At 67.9% G+C, this 18070-nt stretch carries 16 protein-coding genes; 6 read left to right on the forward strand and 10 right to left on the reverse strand.

Annotated features, from left to right (window positions below; translation table 11 throughout):
• Window positions 1-16: 16 nt before the first annotated feature.
• From ACCD06_RS26585 to ACCD06_RS26600, 4 genes are all read left to right on the forward strand, one after another.
• Window positions 17-364 (forward strand): ArsR/SmtB family transcription factor, encoded by a 348-nt coding sequence (locus tag ACCD06_RS26585; protein ID WP_109152793.1) that lies wholly within the window; start codon window positions 17-19, stop codon window positions 362-364.
• Complete coding sequence (locus ACCD06_RS26590) at window positions 361-564, forward strand: DUF2892 domain-containing protein (RefSeq protein WP_109152792.1); 204 nt, start codon at window positions 361-363, stop codon at window positions 562-564. Before ACCD06_RS26585 ends, ACCD06_RS26590 begins: the two co-directional genes overlap by 4 nt.
• A 96-nt stretch (window positions 565-660) precedes the next feature.
• Window positions 661-1950, forward strand: coding sequence for an NAD(P)/FAD-dependent oxidoreductase (locus ACCD06_RS26595; protein ID WP_413344682.1), 1290 nt, complete (start codon window positions 661-663; stop codon window positions 1948-1950).
• A gap of 117 nt (window positions 1951-2067) precedes the next feature.
• Window positions 2068-2691: a glutathione S-transferase family protein gene (locus ACCD06_RS26600; protein ID WP_413344684.1), complete on the forward strand. Its 624-nt coding sequence runs from the start codon at window positions 2068-2070 to the stop codon at window positions 2689-2691.
• A gap of 207 nt (window positions 2692-2898) precedes the next feature.
• On the opposite strand, the gene ACCD06_RS26605 is transcribed toward ACCD06_RS26600, so the two are convergent.
• The 7 genes from ACCD06_RS26605 to ACCD06_RS26635 all read right to left on the reverse strand — a co-directional run bounded on the left by ACCD06_RS26605 (window position 2899) and on the right by ACCD06_RS26635 (window position 11546).
• The gene (locus ACCD06_RS26605) at window positions 2899-4128 is read right to left on the reverse strand and encodes a phenylacetate--CoA ligase family protein (RefSeq protein ID WP_413344686.1); all 1230 of its coding nucleotides are present in this window, start codon (window positions 4126-4128) and stop codon (window positions 2899-2901) included.
• Between the two features lie 179 nt (window positions 4129-4307).
• Entirely contained in the window at window positions 4308-5120 is an 813-nt protein-coding gene (locus ACCD06_RS26610; protein WP_136704129.1) for an ABC transporter ATP-binding protein, read from the reverse strand.
• Window positions 5121-5246: 126 nt separating this feature from the next.
• The gene (locus tag ACCD06_RS26615) at window positions 5247-6527 is read right to left on the reverse strand and encodes an ABC transporter substrate-binding protein (RefSeq protein WP_109157681.1); all 1281 of its coding nucleotides are present in this window, start codon (window positions 6525-6527) and stop codon (window positions 5247-5249) included.
• Between the two features lie 53 nt (window positions 6528-6580).
• On the reverse strand, window positions 6581-7654 hold the full coding sequence (locus ACCD06_RS26620; RefSeq protein ID WP_109157682.1) for a branched-chain amino acid ABC transporter permease: 1074 nt from the start codon (window positions 7652-7654) through the stop codon (window positions 6581-6583).
• 7 nt (window positions 7655-7661) lie between these two features.
• Window positions 7662-8549: a branched-chain amino acid ABC transporter permease gene (locus ACCD06_RS26625; protein ID WP_109152785.1), complete on the reverse strand. Its 888-nt coding sequence runs from the start codon at window positions 8547-8549 to the stop codon at window positions 7662-7664.
• 157 nt (window positions 8550-8706) lie between these two features.
• On the reverse strand, window positions 8707-10650 hold the full coding sequence (locus tag ACCD06_RS26630) for a long-chain fatty acid--CoA ligase (RefSeq protein ID WP_413344689.1): 1944 nt from the start codon (window positions 10648-10650) through the stop codon (window positions 8707-8709).
• Window positions 10650-11546, reverse strand: a complete 897-nt coding sequence (locus tag ACCD06_RS26635; RefSeq protein WP_199232159.1) for an ABC transporter ATP-binding protein — start codon at window positions 11544-11546, stop codon at window positions 10650-10652. Before ACCD06_RS26635 ends, ACCD06_RS26630 begins: the two co-directional genes overlap by 1 nt.
• Window positions 11547-11746: 200 nt before the next feature.
• Between ACCD06_RS26635 and ACCD06_RS26640 the strand changes: the two genes are divergently transcribed.
• Window positions 11747-13492 carry an AMP-binding protein gene (locus ACCD06_RS26640; RefSeq protein WP_413344691.1) on the forward strand — a complete coding sequence of 582 codons (1746 nt, stop codon included), beginning with the start codon at window positions 11747-11749 and terminating at the stop codon, window positions 13490-13492.
• An 82-nt stretch (window positions 13493-13574) separates the two neighbouring features.
• Window positions 13575-14132, forward strand: a complete 558-nt coding sequence (locus ACCD06_RS26645) for a TetR/AcrR family transcriptional regulator (protein ID WP_413344693.1) — start codon at window positions 13575-13577, stop codon at window positions 14130-14132.
• A 22-nt stretch (window positions 14133-14154) separates the two neighbouring features.
• On the opposite strand, the gene ACCD06_RS26650 is transcribed toward ACCD06_RS26645, so the two are convergent.
• Genes ACCD06_RS26650 through ACCD06_RS26660 form a run of 3 tightly spaced genes read right to left on the reverse strand, consistent with a single transcriptional unit; the run spans window position 14155 to window position 18022 of the window.
• Window positions 14155-15420 carry a hypothetical protein gene (locus ACCD06_RS26650; RefSeq protein WP_413344695.1) on the reverse strand — a complete coding sequence of 422 codons (1266 nt, stop codon included), beginning with the start codon at window positions 15418-15420 and terminating at the stop codon, window positions 14155-14157.
• A 35-nt stretch (window positions 15421-15455) separates the two neighbouring features.
• Complete coding sequence (locus ACCD06_RS26655; RefSeq protein WP_109075110.1) at window positions 15456-16427, reverse strand: hypothetical protein; 972 nt, start codon at window positions 16425-16427, stop codon at window positions 15456-15458.
• A complete protein-coding gene (locus ACCD06_RS26660) occupies window positions 16427-18022 on the reverse strand; it encodes a DUF4852 domain-containing protein (RefSeq protein WP_146205437.1) in 1596 nt (531 codons plus the stop codon). The genes ACCD06_RS26655 and ACCD06_RS26660 overlap by 1 nt, the downstream gene beginning before the upstream one ends.
• Window positions 18023-18070: the final 48 nt, after the last annotated feature.

An 18070-nucleotide genomic window follows, 5' to 3' on the forward strand; every position in this document is an offset into this window, starting at 1 on the left:
CTCTAATTTAGTGTCAATGAATGATTCGGATGGCCGCCATATCCGCTCCGCGGCGCGCCTGCTGAAGGCGATCGCCAACGAACGGCGCCTTTCCATCCTCTGCCATCTGGCGCACGGGGAGATGTGCGTCGGCGCGCTCGTGGCCGCCATCGGACTCAGCCAATCGGCCCTGTCGCAGCATCTGGCCCGGCTGCGCGCCGACGGCCTCGTCCGCACCCGGCGCGTTGGGCATTCGATCGTCTATGCGCTGGCCAGCACCGAGGCCGCCGCGGTGATCGAGGTGCTGCAGGGCCTCTACTGCGACGGACCGCCGCCGGACCATTCGTCGGCACTCCCCTCTTCCCCACCGGAGACACGGACATGAGCATCGATCGAATCGTGATGGCCTTCGCCGGGACCATGATCCTGGTCAGTCTGGCGCTGTCGCAACTGCACAGCCCGCAGTGGCTCTGGCTGACCGCCTTCGTCGGCGCCAACCTGCTGCAGGCCTCCTTCACCGGCTTCTGCCCGCTGGCGATGATCCTGAAGCGGCTGGGCGCGCGTTCCGGCGTCGCCTTCTCCTGAGGGAGCGGCGGCGCACATCTTCCACAAACGCAAGGCCCGCCGGTCAATCCGTCGAGATGACCGAGAAGAAGGCCTGCCTTAGGAGAGGAAACAGCAATGGCGCATATCGTCGTCCTGGGGGCGGGCATCGGGGGCATCCCGATGGCCTACGAAATGAAGGAACTGGCACGGCCGGAGGATCGGATCACCGTCGTGTCGAACAGCAACAGCTTCCAGTTCGTGCCGTCCAACCCCTGGGTGGCCGTGGGCTGGCGCAAGCGGGAGGACATCACCGTCCCGCTTGCCGAACCTTTCGCCCGCAAGGGCATCGCCTTCACGCCGGTCGGCTGCCGTCGGGTGCGACCGGAGGAGAACAGGCTGGAGCTGAATGACGGCACCAGCCTCGACTACGACCAGCTGGTGATCGCCACCGGCCCCGAACTGGCCTTCGACGAGATCGAAGGCTTCGGTCCGCAGGCCAACACCATCTCCATCTGCCATGTCGACCATGCGGTGGAGGCGGCGGAGCGCTGGGAGGCCTTCTGCCGCGACCCCGGCCCGCTGGTGATCGGCGCGGTGCAGGGCGCCTCCTGCTTCGGCCCGGCCTATGAGTTCGCGATGATCGCCGACGCCGACTTGCGGCGCCGGAAGATCCGCCACAAGGTCCCCATCACCTTCATTTCGTCGGAACCCTATGTCGGCCATCTCGGGCTGGGCGGCGTCGGCGACACCAAGGGGCTGCTGGAATCGGCGCTGCGCGAGCGTCACATCAAGTGGATCGTCAACGCCCGCACCGACCGCTTCACCCCCGACGCCGTGCATGTCACGGAGATGGACGAGAACGGCCGGGAGAAGACGGCGCATGTGGTCGAAAGCCGCCTGACCATGATGCTGCCGGCCTTCCGCGGCATCGCCGCCCTGCGCGGTGCGGAGGGGCTGGTCAACCCGCGCGGCTTCGTCCTGGCCGACAGGCACCAGCGCAATCCGACCCACCGCAACGTCTTCGGCGTCGGCGTCTGCATCGCCATCCCGCCGGTGGAAAAGACGCCGGTGCCGGTCGGCGTGCCGAAGACCGGCTATATGATCGAGACGATGGTCACCGCCGCCGCCCGCAACATCCGCTCCCTGCTCGACGGCAAGGAGCCGGTGGAGGAAGCGACCTGGAGCGCGCTGTGCCTCGCCGATTTCGGCGACAGCGGCGTCGCCTTCGTCGCCATGCCGCAAATTCCGCCGCGCAACGTCAACTGGTCGTCGCACGGACGCTGGGTCCATTTCGCCAAGATCGGGTTCGAGCGCTATTTCCTGCGCAAGGTCCGCAAGGGCATCAGCGAACCGGTGTACGAGCGCTATGTGCTGAAGCTGCTCGGCGTGAAGCGGGTGCAGGAGCCGGCGACCAGCGACGTGTGAGGCGGAGGGGAGGTGGGCGCGGTTTCCGCTGGCGCGGCCGGGCCGGTTGAGGCCATGCTCCCTGAAATGCCGGACACTGGTCGATCCGGTGTCCGCAAATCAGGGAGACAGAGCAACGTGACCGCGCCTTTCATCCTCTACGGCAACATGAATTCCCAGCCCGCGACCCGCATCGCGCTGTTCTTCCGGCTGGGCGGCATTCCCTTCCAGTACCGCCATGTCGACCTGCGCAACGGTCAGCAGAAGTCGCCCGAATATCAGGCGATCAACCGCTTCGGCCGGGTGCCGACGCTGGTGCATGGCGACCGGTCGGTTTCCGAGTCCAGCGTGATCCTGACCTATCTGGCCGAACAGACCGGCCAGTTCGGCGGCCGCGACGATGTCGAAAAGATCCGCCTCGCCGAATGGCTGAGCTGGCTGGCCGACGTGCTGCTGCCGGTCCAGCGCGCCCGCGCGGTGCGCAAGTTCAACGGCGACGCCAACGCCCTGCCCTGGATCGACGCCTCGGCGGCCAGCGGCCTGAAGCTGTTCGACCAGCATCTGGCCGGCCGCAGCTTCATCGAGTGCGACCGGCTGACCATCGCCGACATCTTCGCCTTCCCCTGGATCGACCTGCTGACCGAATCCGGGATCGACGCCAAGGACTATCCCAACGTCCAGGCCTGGGCCGACCGCGTCCGCGCCCAGCCGGGCTACAAGCCGCAGTACGAGCTGATGCCGCAGGCGGACGCGGAGTGCTGAGGGCGGTATTCTTGCGAAGTTAGACCCCCACCCTAACCCTCCCCCGCTGGGCGGGGGAGGGGACTAAGTGCTTGCTCAGGAAGGCGGCGGTAGTCCCTCCCCCGCCCAGCTCTCGCACAAAGCTTCGCTTTGTGCTGACGCGGCAGGCGGACCGCAGGTCCGCTGAGAGCGGGGGAGGTCAGGTGGGGGTCTAACTTCACCACCCACTCACCCCCGCGTATCGTCGATCACCTTGCCGTCGTTCGGCAAACTCCCCGGCGCCACGAACTCCACCGCCCCCTTCAGCTTGGTCACCGACGCCAGCGTCTCGCGGATGGCGGCGGCCAAGCCCTCCCCGCTCTCCTCCGCTTCGCAACGCAACGTCATCGTGTCGCTGGCATCCTGCCGCCCCACCACCAGACGCGCGCGGGCGACCTGGGGATGGCGGCGCAGCACCTCAGCCACCTGGCTCGGATGGACGAACATGCCCTTGACCTTGGTGGTCTGGTCGGCGCGGCCCATCCAGCCTTTCAGCCGCATGTTGGTCCGGCCGCAGGGGCTGGTCCCCGGCAGCACCGCCGACAGGTCGCCGGTGCCGAAGCGGATCAGCGGATAGGCCGGGTTGAAGATGGTCACCACCACCTCGCCGACCTCGCCGTCGGGAACCGGGTCGCCGGTGCCGGGACGGACGATCTCGACGATGCACCCCTCGTTCACCACCAGCCCGGAGCGCGCCTCCGTCTCATAGGCGACGATGCCGAGATCCGCGGTGCCGTAGCATTGGTAGACCTCCAGCCCGCGCGCCTCGTAGAAGGCGCGGGCGTCGGGCAGATAGGGGCCGCCCGACACGCTGGCGATGCGGATCGACGACACGTCCAGCCCCAGCGCGTCGCCCTTCTCCAGGATGATCTTCAGGAAGTCGGGCGTACCGATATAGCCGCGCGGCTTCAGGCTGGCGACGACCTGGGCCTGCATTTCGGTGTTGCCGGTGCCGGCGGGGATGACGGCGCAGCCGATGGCGTGCGCCCCCGTCTCGAACATCGAGCCGGCGGGGGTCAGGTGATAGGCGAAGCAGTTGTGGGCGAGGTCGCCGGCACGGAAGCCGGCGGCGAACAGCGGGCGGGCGCTGCGCCAGGGATCGGTGCCATGCGGCTCCGGATCATGGATCGGGCCGGGGGAGGCGAAGACGCGGGCCAGCCGCCCGACCTCCACCGCCGCCAGGCCGCCGAAGGGCGGATCCGCCTGCTGCAACGCGATCAGGTCGGACTTCCGCGTCACCGGCAGCGTGGCCAGCGCGTTGCGGTCGTGGATCGACGCCGGGTCGATGTCGGCCAGCAGCCGGCCGAAATAGGGTGCCGCGTCCTTGGCGTGGTGCAGATGGACGGGCAGCGCCGCGAACTGCTCGGCCTCGCGCCGGTCGGAGGAACGGGTTTCGAGGTCGTCGTAGTAATCGGTCATGGTCGTTCGTCCGTTCAGGGGTCGGCCGAGGTGACGCGGGTCTTGCCCCCACCCCTACCCTCCCCCGCTGGGCGGGGGAGGGAGCAAGTGCTGATGCGGGAGAGCGGCGGCAGTTCCCTCCTCCGTCCAGCGGGGGAGGGTTAGGGTGGGGGCATCGTCAGCCGGCAGCTCCGAGAGGCTCAAATCCAGCGCTTGCGCCGCTTGAAGCTCTTCAAATTCTTGAAGCTCTTGCGCTCTTCATTGCCGCCGCCGAGGTAGAATTCCTTCACGTCCTCGTTGTTGCGCAGCTCGTCGGCGGTGCCGTCCAGCACGACCTTGCCGTTCTCCATGATGTAGCCGCGGGTGGCTGCCTGCAGCGCCATGCGGGCGTTCTGCTCCACCAGCAGGATGGTGACGCCAAGGTCCTTGTTGATCTGCTGGACGATGCTGAACACCTCCTTAACCATCAGCGGCGACAGGCCCATGCTGGGCTCGTCCATCAGGATCAGCTTCGGTCTCGCCATCATCGCGCGGCCGATGGCCAGCATCTGCTGCTCGCCGCCGGACAGGTAGCCGGCAAGGCCGGTGCGCTCCTTCAGCCGGGGGAAATAGCTGAAGACCATGTCCAGGTCGTCCTTCACCCCGTTGTCGCGGCGGGTGTAAGCGCCGAGCCGCAGGTTTTCCAGACAGGTCATGTCGGCGATGATGCGCCGGCCCTCCATCACCTGGAAGATGCCCTTGCGGACGATCTGGTCGGGGTCGATGCCGTTGATGCGCTCGCCGTTGAAGGTGATGTCGCCGCGGGTGACCTCGCCGTCCTCGGTCTTCAGCAGGCCGGAGATCGCCTTCAGCGTCGTCGACTTGCCGGCACCGTTGGCGCCCAGCAGGGCCACGATCTCACCCTCCGGCACCTCCAGGCTGAGGCCGCGGAGCACGAGGATCACGTCGTTGTAGACGACCTCGATGTTGTTGACGGACAGCATCATCCGCTTCGCAGCCGTGACGGGCGGCATTCCGGCTTGGGCGGGAGCGTTGGTCGAAGCGGCCGTGGCGGTGGTCAGCATGCGGCACCTGAACTGTTCGTAAGAAGGGGGGCGCCCCCGCCGGAAACGGGGCGGAGGCGCCGCTTGCTCAAGGACTTACCAGCCCAGCCATTCCGCCTTGCGCGGAACGTCGACGGTGGTCAGCTTGTCCAGCTTGATGGTGCCGGCCTTGACCAGATCGTCCACGCTGGCGCCGGTCTCACCCGACACCTTGGCGCGGTAGATGTTGACCGCCGTCATGCCGCGGTGGTCGGTGTCGGTCCAGGTCGACGGAACGCAGACGCCCTCGAGCCCGGCCGGCACCCAATCCTTCTTCTGGTACATCGCCTTGCGGATGTTCGGGCCGGTGACGCCGCCGTTCTTCGACGCCCAGTCCATCGCCTCCTTCATGTAGTAGGCGGTGCAGACGCCGGCCATGTAATGCACCGGGCGATAGGCGTTGCCCGACGGGTCGGAGATCTTGGAGATGTCCTTCAGCGTCTTCATGCCCGGCACCTCGGCGTTCCAGGTCACCGCCGTGCGCATCGGGAATACCACGCCGTCGGCGGCCGAACCGGCGGCCTTGGCGGCGTTCTCGTCCATGCCCCAGACATTGCCCATGAACTGCACCTTGGCGCCGACCGTCTGGCAGGCCTTCAGCACCGAGATGTTGGAGCCGGCGGTGTTGCCGAGATAGGCGTAGTTGACGCCCGACTGCTTCAGGGTCAGGCACTGGGCGGTGTAGTCGCCGGGGGTCAGGGCGAACTGCACGGCCGGCAGCACCTCGAAGCCCAGCTCCTTGGCCAGCTGCTCGCCGGCTTCCTTCGGCGCGTTGGGATAGGGGTGGTTGGCGCCCATGTGGACGTATTTCGGCTTGCCCTGGCCGCCCTGCTTCTTCCAGTCCTCAGCCGCCCACATCAGCATGCCGCGCAGCGCGTCGGAATAGGACGGGCCGTAGAAGAAGTTGTAGGGCGCCGGCTTGGAGCCGTGCGGGCCCTTGCCGGTCGGGTCGGTCAGGTGGCCGGAGTAGGAGCCGGAATAGGCCGGAATCTCGTCCTTGCCGACGAAGCCGGTCAGCGCCTCGGTGTCGGCGGTGCCCCAGCCCTGGAGAGCGGCGATCTTGTCGCTGCCCGACGACCACTTCTTGTACTGGCTGATGGCGCGCGGCGCCTGATAGCCGTAGTCGACGGTGTCGACCGCCAGCTTGGTGCCGTTGATGCCGCCATGGGCGTTGATGTAGGCCAGCGCGTCCGACACGCCCTGCGCATAGGGCACGCCGACGTCGGAGGTGGCGCCGGACTGGTCCGCCAGATGGCCGACCGGGATGTCCGCATAAGCGGTGGCGGAGGTCGCCAGCAGAAGCGCAGAGGTCGCGAAGAGCGCGGTCTTGATCGACATGGTGCGTTTACTCCCCATTCTGTTCTGTTTGTTGATCGGCAAAAGCTTAGGCATCAGTGCGAGAAGGGATAGAGCTTCCAGTAGGCCTTGATCTGCTTCCAGCGGTGGGCCAGCCCGTCGGGCTCGAACACCAGGAACAGGATGATGACGAGGCCGATCGACATCTCGCGCAGGAAGGCGATGTTGTCCTTCAGGTTCAGCGCGGTATCCAGCGCGGTGCCGCTGACCAGCTTGGTCAGGGCCTGCATCGCCTCGGGCAGGAAGACCATGAAGGCGGTGCCCATCAGCGTGCCCATGATCGAGCCCAGCCCGCCGATGATGATCATGCCCAGGAACTGGATCGAGAAGAGGATGGTGAAGCCCTCGACCGACACGAACTGCAGGTAATGGGCGTACAGCGCGCCGCCGATGCCGGCGTAGAAGGCGGAGATGCCGAAGGACATCGTCCGGTACTTCGTCAGGTTGATGCCCATGATCTCGGCGGAGAGATAATGGTCGCGCACCGCCACCAGGGCGCGGCCGTCGCGGGTCCGCATCAGGTTGGTGGCGAGGATGTACATCACCACCAGCGCCACCAGGGCGACGTAGAAGTACCGCTCGTCGGTGTCGAAGGCGAAGCCGAAGATGGTCAGCGGCTCGGCGATGGTGCCGGCGGTGCCGCCGGTGAACCAGTCGGCGCGGGCGAAGAAGTCCTGCAGGATGTACTGCGCCGCCAGCGTGGCGATGGCGAGGTACAGGCCCTTCAGCCGCGCCGCCGGCATGCCGAACAGCAGCCCGACCAGCGTGGTGACGACGCCCGCCAGCGGAATGGCCAGCGCCACCGGGACGCCCAGGCTGTTGCTGAGCCAGGCCGAGGCGAAGGCGCCGAAGCCGAAGAAGGCGGAATGGCCGATGGAGATCTGGCCGGTGAAGCCGACCAGAATGTTTAGGCCGAGCGCCGCGATGCCGAGATACCCGATCTGGATCAGCAGGCTGAGCCAGTAGCGGTCCATGAAGGCCGGGCAGGCCAGCAGGAGGACCACGCCCAGGATCGCGAAGTTGCGGCTGGTCCTGGTCGGGAAGATGGTGGTGTCGGACCCGTAGGACGTCTTGTAATCGCCGCTCGGGATGATGCTGACGGATGCCATGGGGGCCTCACACGCGCTCGATGTCTTTGGTGCCGAACAGGCCGTAGGGCTTGATCATCAGGATGGCGATCAGGACGTAGAAGGGCGCGATCTCGTACATGTTGCCCCAGTTCAGCCACTGGCTGTCCAGGTAGTGCGCCATGTTCTCCAGCACGCCGACGATCAGGCCGCCGACCACCGCGCCGATGACGCTGTCGAGGCCGCCCAGGATCACCGCCGGGAACACCTTGATGCCGAAGAAGGACAGCGCCGACGACACGCCGTTGACCACGCCCACCGTGACGCCGGCCACCGCCGACACCATGGCGGAGATCGCCCAGCTCATCGCGAACATGTGGCGGACCGAGATGCCCAGCGACTGCGCCACCTGCTGGTCGAAGGCGGTGGCCCGCATGGCGAGACCGGTCCGCGAGTATTTGAAGAACCAGCCGAAGCCCGCCATGATCAGGATCGAGATGACCAGCGACATGACGTAGACGGTCTGCACCTCCAGCCCGAACAGGTTCATGGTGGGGCTGGCGAAGATCGGCGGGAAGGGCTTGGCGAAGACGCCGAACATCCACTTCATCGCCGCCTGGAAGACGATCGACAGGCCGATCGTCACCATGATGACGGAGATAATCGGCTCGCCGATCATCGGCCTCAAGACGACGATCTGCAGGATGACGCCGAAGGCCAGCATGAAGACCAGCGTGATCGGGAAGCCGATCCAGAAGGGCAACTGCCAGCTGGTCAGCAGCCACCAGCAGGTCCAGGCGCCGATCAGCAGGAATTCGCCCTGCGCGAAGTTGACGATGCGGCTGGCCTTGTAGATCAGCACGAAGGACATGGCGACCACGCCATACAGCGCGCCGACGATCAGGCCGTTGACGAGAAGCTGAAACAGAAGGGTCATGGCGTGGCCTCGCCCGTGAGGATCGGGTTATTCCCTCTCCCCCCCGGGGAGAGGGTTAGGGTGAGGGGGTTGCGTGGCGAGGAGCGTCCGGCAAGCGGATCCCCCTCACCCATCCTCTCCCCGGGGGGGAGAGGGGTCTTTCCTGTTTGCATCGGCGTTACGCCGCAACCGGCTGCGGCTTCTTCACCGCGGCGGTCGGAGCCAGGTCGATGACGGTCAGCGTCGTGCGGATGCGCTGCTTGGTGCCGTCCTGGAAGGCGATCGTGGTGTCCACGTCGATCTTCGGCTGGCCGGCATAGATGCTGTCGATGATGGTGCCGTACTTCTCGCCGATGACGCCGCGGCGCACCTTGCGGGTGCGGGTCAGCTCGCCATCGTCGGCGTCCAGCTCCTTGTAGAGCAGCAGGAACTTGGAGATGCGCTGATACTCCGGCAGCGTCTGGTTCACCCGCTCCACCTCGGCCCGCAGCAGGTCGTAGACCTCCTGCTTCGACGACAGGTCGGAGTAGGTCGTGAAGGCGATGCGGTTCTTCTCCGCCCATTTCGACACGATGGGGAAGCGGATGCAGATGATCGCCGACAGATAGTCGCGCTTGTCGCCCAGGATCACCGCCTCCGCCACATACGGCGAGAACTTCAGCTTGTTCTCGATGTATTGCGGGCTGAAGCGGTCGCCCTGGGCGGTGGTGGCGATGTCCTTGATGCGGTCGATGATGACCAGATGGCCCTTCTTGTCGAAGAACCCGGCATCGCCGGTGTGCATCCAGCCGTCGCGCATGTCGGCGACGGTCGCATTCTCGTTCCGGTAATAGCCGGCGAACATGTTGGGGTGGCGGGTGACGATCTCGCCGACGCCGTTGTGGTCGGCGTCGATCACCTTCACCTCGATGCCGCCGTCGAACGGCACGCCGACCGTGTCGAAATCCACGTCGTTGCCGCGGTGGACGGTGTAGGCGCCCATCGTCTCGGTCTGGCCGTAGATCTGGCGAAGCGGCACGCCCAGCGCCTGGAAGAACTTGAAGGTGTCCGGCCCCAAGGCCGCACCGCCGGTCGCCGCCGATTTCAGGTTGGTGAAGCCCAGCCGGTCGCGCAGAGCCTTGAACAGGATCGCGTCGGCCATCGCCGACCGCTGCCCCTTCGCCAGCGCCTCCAGACCCAGCTTCATGCCGAGGTCGAACATCTTCTGCTTGAAGGGCGAGGCGTCCATCATGCGGGCGCGCACGTCGGCGGCGATCTGCTCCCACAGGCGCGGGGCGAACAGCACGAAGGTCGGCCCGATCTCGCGGAAGTCGTGCATCATCGTCTCGGCTTCCTCGACGAAGTTCACGCGCATCCGCGACACCATGCCCATGCCGACGGCATAGACCTGTTCCATGATCCAGGACAGCGGCAGGACCGAGACATACTCGTCCTCCGGCCCCTTCGGATCGGCGGACAGGTAGCTGGCGACATGGCGGATCAGCCGGCCGGCCGGCAGCATCGCCATCTTCGGGTTCGACGTGGTGCCCGAGGTGGTGCAGAGGACGGCGACCTCCTCACCCTTCGTCGCGGCCACCATGCGGTCGTACAGGTCAGGCTGCTGAGCATGCAGCTCCTCGCCCATCCGGACCAGATCGGTGACCGGCATCAGGCGGGGGTCGTGGTATTTGCGCATGCCGCGCGGATCGGAATATATGATGTGCTGCAGCGTCGGCAGACGGTCGGCGAGGTTCAGCAGCTTGTCGACCTGCTCCTCGTCCTCGGCGAACACCACCTTCACGTCGGCATAGGTGATGAGGTACGCGACCTCTTCATCCAGCGCGTCACGGTAGATGCCCAGGCTGTAGCCGCGCACCGCATGGGTCGCGATCTCGCCCATCACCCAGTCGGGACGGTTGTCGCCGAGAAGCCCGACGACCTCGCCCGGCACGACGCCGAGCTTGGTCATGCCCAGCGCGAAGGCGCGGACGCGGGCATGGACCTGGCTCCAGGTGAAGGTGCGCCAGATGCCGAAATCCTTCTCGCGCATGGCGATGTCGCCGCCATGCTCGCGGGCATGCAGGGACAGCAGCTTCGGCAGGGTGTCGTTGGCGACAAGATCGGGCAGATTGAGGCTCGACATCACGCGACCTCCTTCCGGGCCGGAGGAACTGCGGCGGCGGGCGCCTCTTCCTCGTCGTCCTCGCCCAGATAGGCGCGGCGGACGCGGGGATCGGCCAGAACCTCCTCCGGCTTGCCTTCGGCGATCTTCTTGCCGAATTCCAGCACCATCACCCGGTGCGAGATGTCCATGACCACGCCCATGTCGTGTTCGATCATGACCACGGTCATGCCGAACTCCTCGTTCAGGTCGACGATGTAGCGGGCCATGTCCTCCTTCTCTTCCAGGTTCATGCCGGCCATCGGCTCGTCCAGCAGGATCAGGTCCGGCTTCAGCGCGATGGCGCGGGCCAGCTCCACCCGCTTGCGCAGGCCGTAGGACAGCGTGCCGGCGGTGGCCTTGCGCACATGCTGGATTTCGAGGAAGTCGATGATCTCCTCCACCTCGCGGCGGTGGGACAGCTCCTCCTTCCTGGCGCCGGTCAGCCAATAGAGCGACCCTGTCAGGAAGTTGTTCTTCAGCAGGTGGTGGCGGCCGACCATGATGTTGTCGAGCACGGTCATGTGCCCGAACAGCGCCAGATTCTGGAAGGTACGGCCGATGCCGAGCGAGGCGCGATGGTTCGGGGTCATCCCCGTCACGTCGCGGCCCTTGAAGAAGACCTTGCCGTCGGTCGGCCGGTAGCGGCCGGAGATGCAGTTGACCATGGAGGTCTTGCCGGCCCCGTTGGGACCGATGATCGAGAACAGCTCGCCCCTGCGGATGCCGAAGCTGACGTCGGTCAGCGCATGGACGCCCCCGAAGCGCAGGTTGACGCCCCGAGCCTCGAAAATGGTCTCCGCCTGGGTGGTGGGCGAATTTTGGCCAGGGGAATTCTGGCCAGGGCCGGGGTGTGGTGCGACGGGCGCGCCGGACATTTCCTCCTCCGTTGCTAGTTGGTACCGCTTCTCGGGGTCACGATCCGGCTCTTGGTGGCCGGCGAGGTCCATATTGTGGACCGTTTCATGAGCAACTTCCCGACTATATACCGAGCCTCCGTCTGTTTTCAACACTGACATTCCGCCAGTGCATGTTTTTTGTTGTGATAAGGCGCCGCACGGTCCATATGATGGACCTCATGAACAGTCACGCCGACATCGCCGCCTCTCCGGCCGCTCCGAATGCGGCGGGCGGCACCCAGAGCCTGGAACGCGCCATCGCCCTGCTGCGCGCGGTCGCCGACGCCGAAACCGGCGGCGCGCGGCTGGCCGACCTGATGACCGGGGTCGGGCTGTCGAAGGCGACCGCCCACCGGCTGCTGATGGCGCTGGCGCGCGACGGGCTGGTGGAGCAGGACGCCCGCAGCAAGCGCTATCACCTGGGTCCCGATCTGATGGCGCTGGGCGATCTGGCGGCGCTACGCCACCGCCCTCCTGCCGACCCGCTTCCCACCCCTGCTCCGCCCCAGCCGCCGGAAATCGCGTCCTCCCCGCCGGCGCCACCCCCGCCACCCGCCCTGATGGTGCGGCCCTCGGCCTTCCTGCGTGCGGAATACCGCGGCGAGTCCATCGCGCTGGCGACGCTGCTGTGCGACCGCCATGTCCGCGCCGCCGACGGCGCGCGTGCGGCGCTTCTGCATGAAAGCGTGGCCGGCCAGACGACGGAGCTGAGCTTCGCCCGGCTGGCCCGCGATTCGGCGCGCTTCGCCACCGTGCTGGCCGGCATGGGGGTTGGACCGGGCGACCGGGTGGCGGTGCTGCTGCCCAAGGGGCCGGAGCTGCTGATCACCGCGCTGGCGATCTGGCGGCTGGGTGGCGTCTATATGCCGCTGTTCACCACCTACACCGCATCGGCCGTCGCCTACCGGCTGGCCGACAGCGACGCGCGCGCCATCGTCACCAACGGTTTCCTGCGCCGCAAGGTGCCGCGCGACAACACCCGCCCGGTGGTGACGGTGGAGGGTGACGAGGCCTTCGGTCCCGACGCCGTGCCCTTCTGGTCGTCACTGCACGAGGCCGCCCCGCTGGCCGAGGTGGCGCGCTACCGCGAAGGCGACGCCTTCGCCCTGATCTACACGTCGGAATCCGAACCGACGCCGCTGGGCGTGTCCCTGCCGGTCAAGGCGCTGTCGGGGATCGAGCAGTACATGCGCATCGGCCTCGATCTGCGCGACGACGACATCTATTGGAACATGGCCGATCCCGGCTGGGCCTATGGCGCCTATTACGGTCTGGTCGGGCCGCTGCTGCTGGGGCGGACGACGATCTTCTGCGACGGTCCCTACGACGTCCGGCAGGGCTACCGTATGCTGACCAAGTTCGGCGTCACCAACCTGACCGCCGCGCCGTCGCAGATCCGCGCCTGGCACGGCGCCGATCCCGGCGTGTCGCACCAGTTCGCCTTGCGCATCCTGTCGGTGGTGGGCGAGCCGCTGCCGCCCGACCTGATCGCCTGGGCCAACCGGACGGTGAAGGTCCCGCTGCTCGACCAGTATGGCCAGCGCGAGACCGGCATCTTCATCGTCAACAGGTACGACCCCGACGGAATCGGCCGCTACGACTCCGACGCGCCGGAGGACGGCGATGCGGTCCAGCCGCCCAGCGGCTCGCTCGGCCGGCCGATGCCGGGCTTCCGCGTCGTCATCCTCGATCCCGACGGGCGCGAGGCACCGGTGGGCGGCGCCGGGGAGATCGCCATCGACGTCGACCATTCCCCGCTGTTCTGGTTCGAATCCTACGCCAACAACCCGGAGCGCACCGCCCAACGCTTCCGCCACGGCCGGCGCTATTACCTGACCGGCGACCGCGCCTTCCTCGACGCCGACGGCAACATCCACTATCGCGGCCGGGCGTCCGACGCGATCCAGATGCAGCAGGGCGAATAGTCAGCGGCCCTCCTTTTCGGGTATAGATCGCCACCGGAGTTGTGGAAGCGGGCCAGGGCGGCGGAAAGCGCGAAGGACGGGTATGGAATCCAAGACGAAGAACCGCGAATCCTGGCTGGCCGCCGCCTTCGCGGCACTGGCCGAAGGCGGCGTCGACAAGGTGCGGGTGGAGTTGCTGGCCAAGGCCCTGAAGGTGACCAAGGGCAGCTTCTATTGGCATTTCCGCGACCGCACCGACCTGATGAACGCCCTGCTCGACAGCTGGAAGACGGGCCGCATCGCCGCCATCAAGGAACAGACCCGGCTGGACGGCCGCGAGCCGGCACAGCAGCTGCGCGACCTGCTGGCGCTCTACGGCGGCAGCAAGCCGCGCGGCATGGCGATAGAACTGGCGGTGCGCGACTGGGCCCGCCGCGCGCCGGAGGCGGAAAGCGTGATCGCCGAGGTCGACCGCGAGCGCCTGCACAGCGTCGCCGGCCTGTTCGTGGCGCTGGGCCTGCCCCCCGACCAGGCCTTCGCCCGCGCCTACCTGTTCTACGCCTTCGCCTTCGGCCAGGGCCTGCTCGCCCCCGGCGCCGCGGCCGACCGCGCCGAGGTGGTGCGGGCGATCTGCGCCGACGTGCTGGTGCCGGCGGGGTAAAGGACCGCCTGCCCCGGCCGGCTCACTGCTTGCGGGTCAGCGTCCCGTCGAAGGCGCAGGACGCGCCGTGGAAGCCCATGCAATGTTCCTCCGACACGGTGACCGTGCGTCCCGACTTGCGCACGGTCAGCACGCAGTCGGGCATGTCCGCCACCTCTTTCAGGCGCAGGATCAGGCTGTTGCCGTGGACTGTCGCATGGCCGCGAATGCTGCCGGCGCAGTTGCGGGACCCCATGCCCATGCTGACGAAATAGCCGCCGTTGCCCTTCTCACGCAGGAACAGGCTGCCGTCGGCGCCGTCGGTCATCCCCTCATAGACCTCGCCCTTCACCGCGGGATCGCCCTGCAGCGGCACGCCGTTCGCCACGCCGTCGGCCGCCGCATGGGCGCCCGGGAAGGTGAATTTTCCCGCCTTCGGCCGCAGTTCGGCGGGAAGCGCCGCCGTGACGCGGGCGACCATGCCGGCAAGCACGGCTGGACGGTCGGCGCCTACGACACCGAGCGTGTCGAGCTGGTCCTTCAACCGCTCTTCGTAGGATGAGCGTATCAGCAGGCCGGGAATTCCCTTGCGGCCATCGGTCTGCGGGATCGCGACGATGGCCGACGCGATCTCCGCGGCGAAACAGGCCCGCACCCGCGGCAGCGACGGGGTGTCGGCCGTCGCCTCCCGGCTGCAGGCGGTAACCTCGCGCTCCAGCCCCTTCAGGCCCCCGGTCTTGTAGAGGCGGGCGATCCTCGCCGCCTGATCCGCGATGGTGGCGTCGTCCACCAGCGCACGGTCCCCGGCAGGCGCCGGGACCGGGACGGTTTGCGGGATGGCGGACGGGCCGGCGGGCGGGCGGGCGACCACTTGCGGAACCGCCGCGGCCGGCCACTGGACCCGCTCGCCGGTGGCGCGGGCGCGCAGGGCGATCGAATCGATGCGGTCGAGGAAGGGACCGGCGCCGACCTGCCCGGTCAGCTGGCCGTCGCATTTCAGCGGCTCGCTGTCGCTGCGGATGGTGCAGTTGTTCAGCAGGAAGGCGCGGATGTTGCGGTCGTTGCTGGAGAACTGGATCCCCTGCCCCGACCGCTCGTCCTGCATCTGGAAGATGTTGGCGAAGGCGGCGACCGCGCCGCTCACCTCGACCGACCTGCCGCGCAGCCCCGCGGGGTCGATCAGCAGGTCGGCGGCGGAAACCCTGGCCGACGGACCTTCCGCCGCCGCGGCCCCCGCCGTCACCGGGGCGGCCAGCGACGCGGCCACCATGCCCAGCGCCGCCGCCTTGAGGAAATGCCCGATCATCATGAGGTCACCCGTGGATGCAGGCCGGCGGTTGCCGGTCAGTTGCTGATCGTCGCCTTGGTCACGGCCAGGAAGCCTTCGGGGGAATCGAAGATCGGCTCGATCGGCGAGAAGGGGCCGCCGCGCTTGAACATCGGCACGGGCCGCGGCAGCCCGGTCGCCACCCGCAGCTTGCCGCCGTCCTTCACCCAGTTGCCCATGGCGACGGCCGACATCCTCGCCGCTTCCGGCGCCATGCCGGCGCGGATCAGCGCCGTCGGGTCCAGCGGCGGGCGGCGCTGGGCGGACGGGTCCTCCTTCGGCGGGAAGTCGGTGGCCACGATCTCGCGCTCGCGGCGGCGGACGCCGCTGTTGTCGACCGTCACGTCGGCCTCGGCCAGCGCCACGCGGAACAGCATGTCCATGTTCTGGGTGGCGGCGCCCATCAGTTCCAGCGGGTTGAAGCTGCCGGAGGCCAGACGGCGGGCGGTCGCCACCATCGCCGGGTCGACCCCCTCCACCCGCAGCCGCGCGTTCCAGCCGCCGGCATCCCGCACGCTGCCGCTGGTTTCCACGAACAGCGACTGCCGCTGGTCGTCGTAGTCCAGCAGGAGCGAGACGTCGCCGCGCAGGCTGGTGTAGCCGAGGCTGACGAGGTCGCGCAGGACAGGGTTGTAGCGGTTGGCCCGCGCCATCGCCAGCACCGGCACGTCGGCGTCGCTGGCCGACAGCCGGGCCTTGCGGACCTCGCCGTTCTGCAGGGCGATGTCGGACACGTCCACGCTGGTGGCGCGGACAACGGCATCCGGCGACAGGGTGACCGTCACCCCCAGCAGGCTGACCGACCCGAAGGGCGATGCCGACAGGTCGGCATAGCTGACGCGGCCGTTCAGCCCTTCGCGGATCAGGAAACCGTCGACCAGATCGCGGGCCTGGGCGGTGGCATGCTGCTTCGCCAGGACCCAGCCGCCGCCGGCCACGACCAGGGCGCCGAGGACGAGCGCCGAAACGAGCTTCTTGCTGACCTTCATCAGAAGGCTCCTTTGGACAGGCCCGCCGCGGCGAGCTTCTGGTCGACGATGAAGGTGGCGTCCGCCGCGTCGGCGCATTCCGCCCTGGCGCAGGCGTGGACGGCCGCCGCTTCCAGCGTGGCCGGCGGCAGCGTGTCGCCGCCTTCGGGGACCGTCAGCTCGCCGCGGACCACGTACCAGCCGTCCGTCTTCAGCTCCGGCCCGTTCTCCGGCACGCTGACCTGCAGCTTGCCCGGCCATCTGGTGTCGACGCCGCTCCGCCCGCCGGCACCGGCCTGGACCAGCATGGTGACGGCCACCGGTTGACCCTGGAGCAGGGCATTGGCGCGGGCGTCGCGCAGGCTGTTCAGCCGGGCGCCATACTCGATCCGGCCGGGCTGCATCAGGTTGGCCAGCCGGGCGCCGGCCGGCAGGGAGGCCAGGGTGCGGATGTCCTGGTCGCGCTGGGCGATCATCCGCTGGCGCTCCTGCTCGCGCTGGCGCTCCTGCTCCGCCTTGGCGGCGGCGGCCTTGCGGGCGTCCCGCTCGGCGAACATGCCCGCCAGCGCCCGCTCGTCGAAGCGGTACAGCACGGTGGTGGCATCGCGGTCGGCATAGATGACCGCGCTTTCCAGCTTCGCCGAGGTCGTCGTCCCGCGCCAGCCGTCGGACTTGAAGCCGGCCGGGTCGATCTTCAGCGTGGCGCCGATCATCAGCGTCCGGTCGACCGACCCGTAGCTCGTGCGCCCTTCGGCGAAGGACTGCGCCGATCCGCGGTCCATCGGAATGCCGGCGATGGCGTCCAGCCCGTCGACCTCGACCGTGATGTTGTTCGGCAGCTTGGAGTCGACGCAGCACCAGCTGGGCTGGACCGACAGCGAGGTGATCTTCTGCGTGATCGGGAAACGCTGGGTCGCGAAGTCGTAGGGCTGGAATTCGGTGCGGTAGACGATGGTCACGCGGTCGGGATCGGCATGGCCGATGGCGGCCGACAGATCGGCCTTGGCCCGCTCCAGAAGGGGTTGGAGCTTGAACTCCTGATAGCGGACCTGCTGGTACTCGCGGTTGAAGCGGTGCCCGGCCCACCAGGACAGGGTTCCGGTATCCGCCGCCAGCGTCGCGTTCCGCCGCAGAAGCAGAAGCAGCATGCCGGGATAGTTCTTGCCGATCTCCAGAACGGGCTGGGCGGGCACGGCTGCCGGAGCGGGTGCCGGAGCAAGTGCCGGCTGGAGGACCGGCGCGGGCGTGGACGGTCCGGCGGCCACCACCGTCCAGTCGCTGGCCGCGGTGGCCTCGCCGCGCCAGACGACGGCGCCGCTGGCCTTCTCCACCCCGACGAGCGCGGCGCGGCCGGCGGCCGGGCATTCCTTCGGCAGGACCATGGAGCCGATGCGGCGGACCAGCGATGCGAAGTCGTCCGTCGCGAACAGTCCCCTGTCCTCGGCGACCACCTTGAGTGCGGCGCGGTCGGCGCACCAGGACGGCCCGTCGGCGAGGATCTCGACCTTCAGGGCTCCGGAAAAGGCGAGGCGCCGGCCGTCTTCCGCCGCACCCGCCGCCGAGGCGAGCGAGAGCAGCAGGCCGAGCGCCAGGGGCGGCATCAATAGCTGTTTCACGAGACATCCCCACTGCATGTCCGTCGCCGCCCACGACGGGGCGGCGTC

The sequence above is a fragment of the Azospirillum sp. CT11-132 genome (assembly GCF_047302835.1).
Taxonomy (GTDB): Bacteria; Pseudomonadota; Alphaproteobacteria; order Azospirillales; family Azospirillaceae; genus Azospirillum.

Coding starts and splice junctions, on each gene's coding strand:
- ACCD06_RS26585 (WP_109152793.1), top strand. CDS start 17: ATGAATGATTCGGATGGCCGCCATATCCGCTCCGCGGCGCGCCTGCTG.
- ACCD06_RS26590 (WP_109152792.1), top strand. CDS start 361: ATGAGCATCGATCGAATCGTGATGGCCTTCGCCGGGACCATGATCCTG.
- ACCD06_RS26595 (WP_413344682.1), top strand. CDS start 661: ATGGCGCATATCGTCGTCCTGGGGGCGGGCATCGGGGGCATCCCGATG.
- ACCD06_RS26605 (WP_413344686.1), bottom strand. CDS start 4,128: ATGACCGATTACTACGACGACCTCGAAACCCGTTCCTCCGACCGGCGC.
- ACCD06_RS26610 (WP_136704129.1), bottom strand. CDS start 5,120: ATGCCGCCCGTCACGGCTGCGAAGCGGATGATGCTGTCCGTCAACAAC.
- ACCD06_RS26615 (WP_109157681.1), bottom strand. CDS start 6,527: ATGTCGATCAAGACCGCGCTCTTCGCGACCTCTGCGCTTCTGCTGGCG.
- ACCD06_RS26620 (WP_109157682.1), bottom strand. CDS start 7,654: ATGGCATCCGTCAGCATCATCCCGAGCGGCGATTACAAGACGTCCTAC.
- ACCD06_RS26625 (WP_109152785.1), bottom strand. CDS start 8,549: ATGACCCTTCTGTTTCAGCTTCTCGTCAACGGCCTGATCGTCGGCGCG.
- ACCD06_RS26630 (WP_413344689.1), bottom strand. CDS start 10,650: ATGTCGAGCCTCAATCTGCCCGATCTTGTCGCCAACGACACCCTGCCG.
- ACCD06_RS26635 (WP_199232159.1), bottom strand. CDS start 11,546: ATGTCCGGCGCGCCCGTCGCACCACACCCCGGCCCTGGCCAGAATTCC.
- ACCD06_RS26640 (WP_413344691.1), top strand. CDS start 11,747: ATGAACAGTCACGCCGACATCGCCGCCTCTCCGGCCGCTCCGAATGCG.
- ACCD06_RS26645 (WP_413344693.1), top strand. CDS start 13,575: ATGGAATCCAAGACGAAGAACCGCGAATCCTGGCTGGCCGCCGCCTTC.
- ACCD06_RS26650 (WP_413344695.1), bottom strand. CDS start 15,420: ATGATGATCGGGCATTTCCTCAAGGCGGCGGCGCTGGGCATGGTGGCC.
- ACCD06_RS26655 (WP_109075110.1), bottom strand. CDS start 16,427: ATGAAGGTCAGCAAGAAGCTCGTTTCGGCGCTCGTCCTCGGCGCCCTG.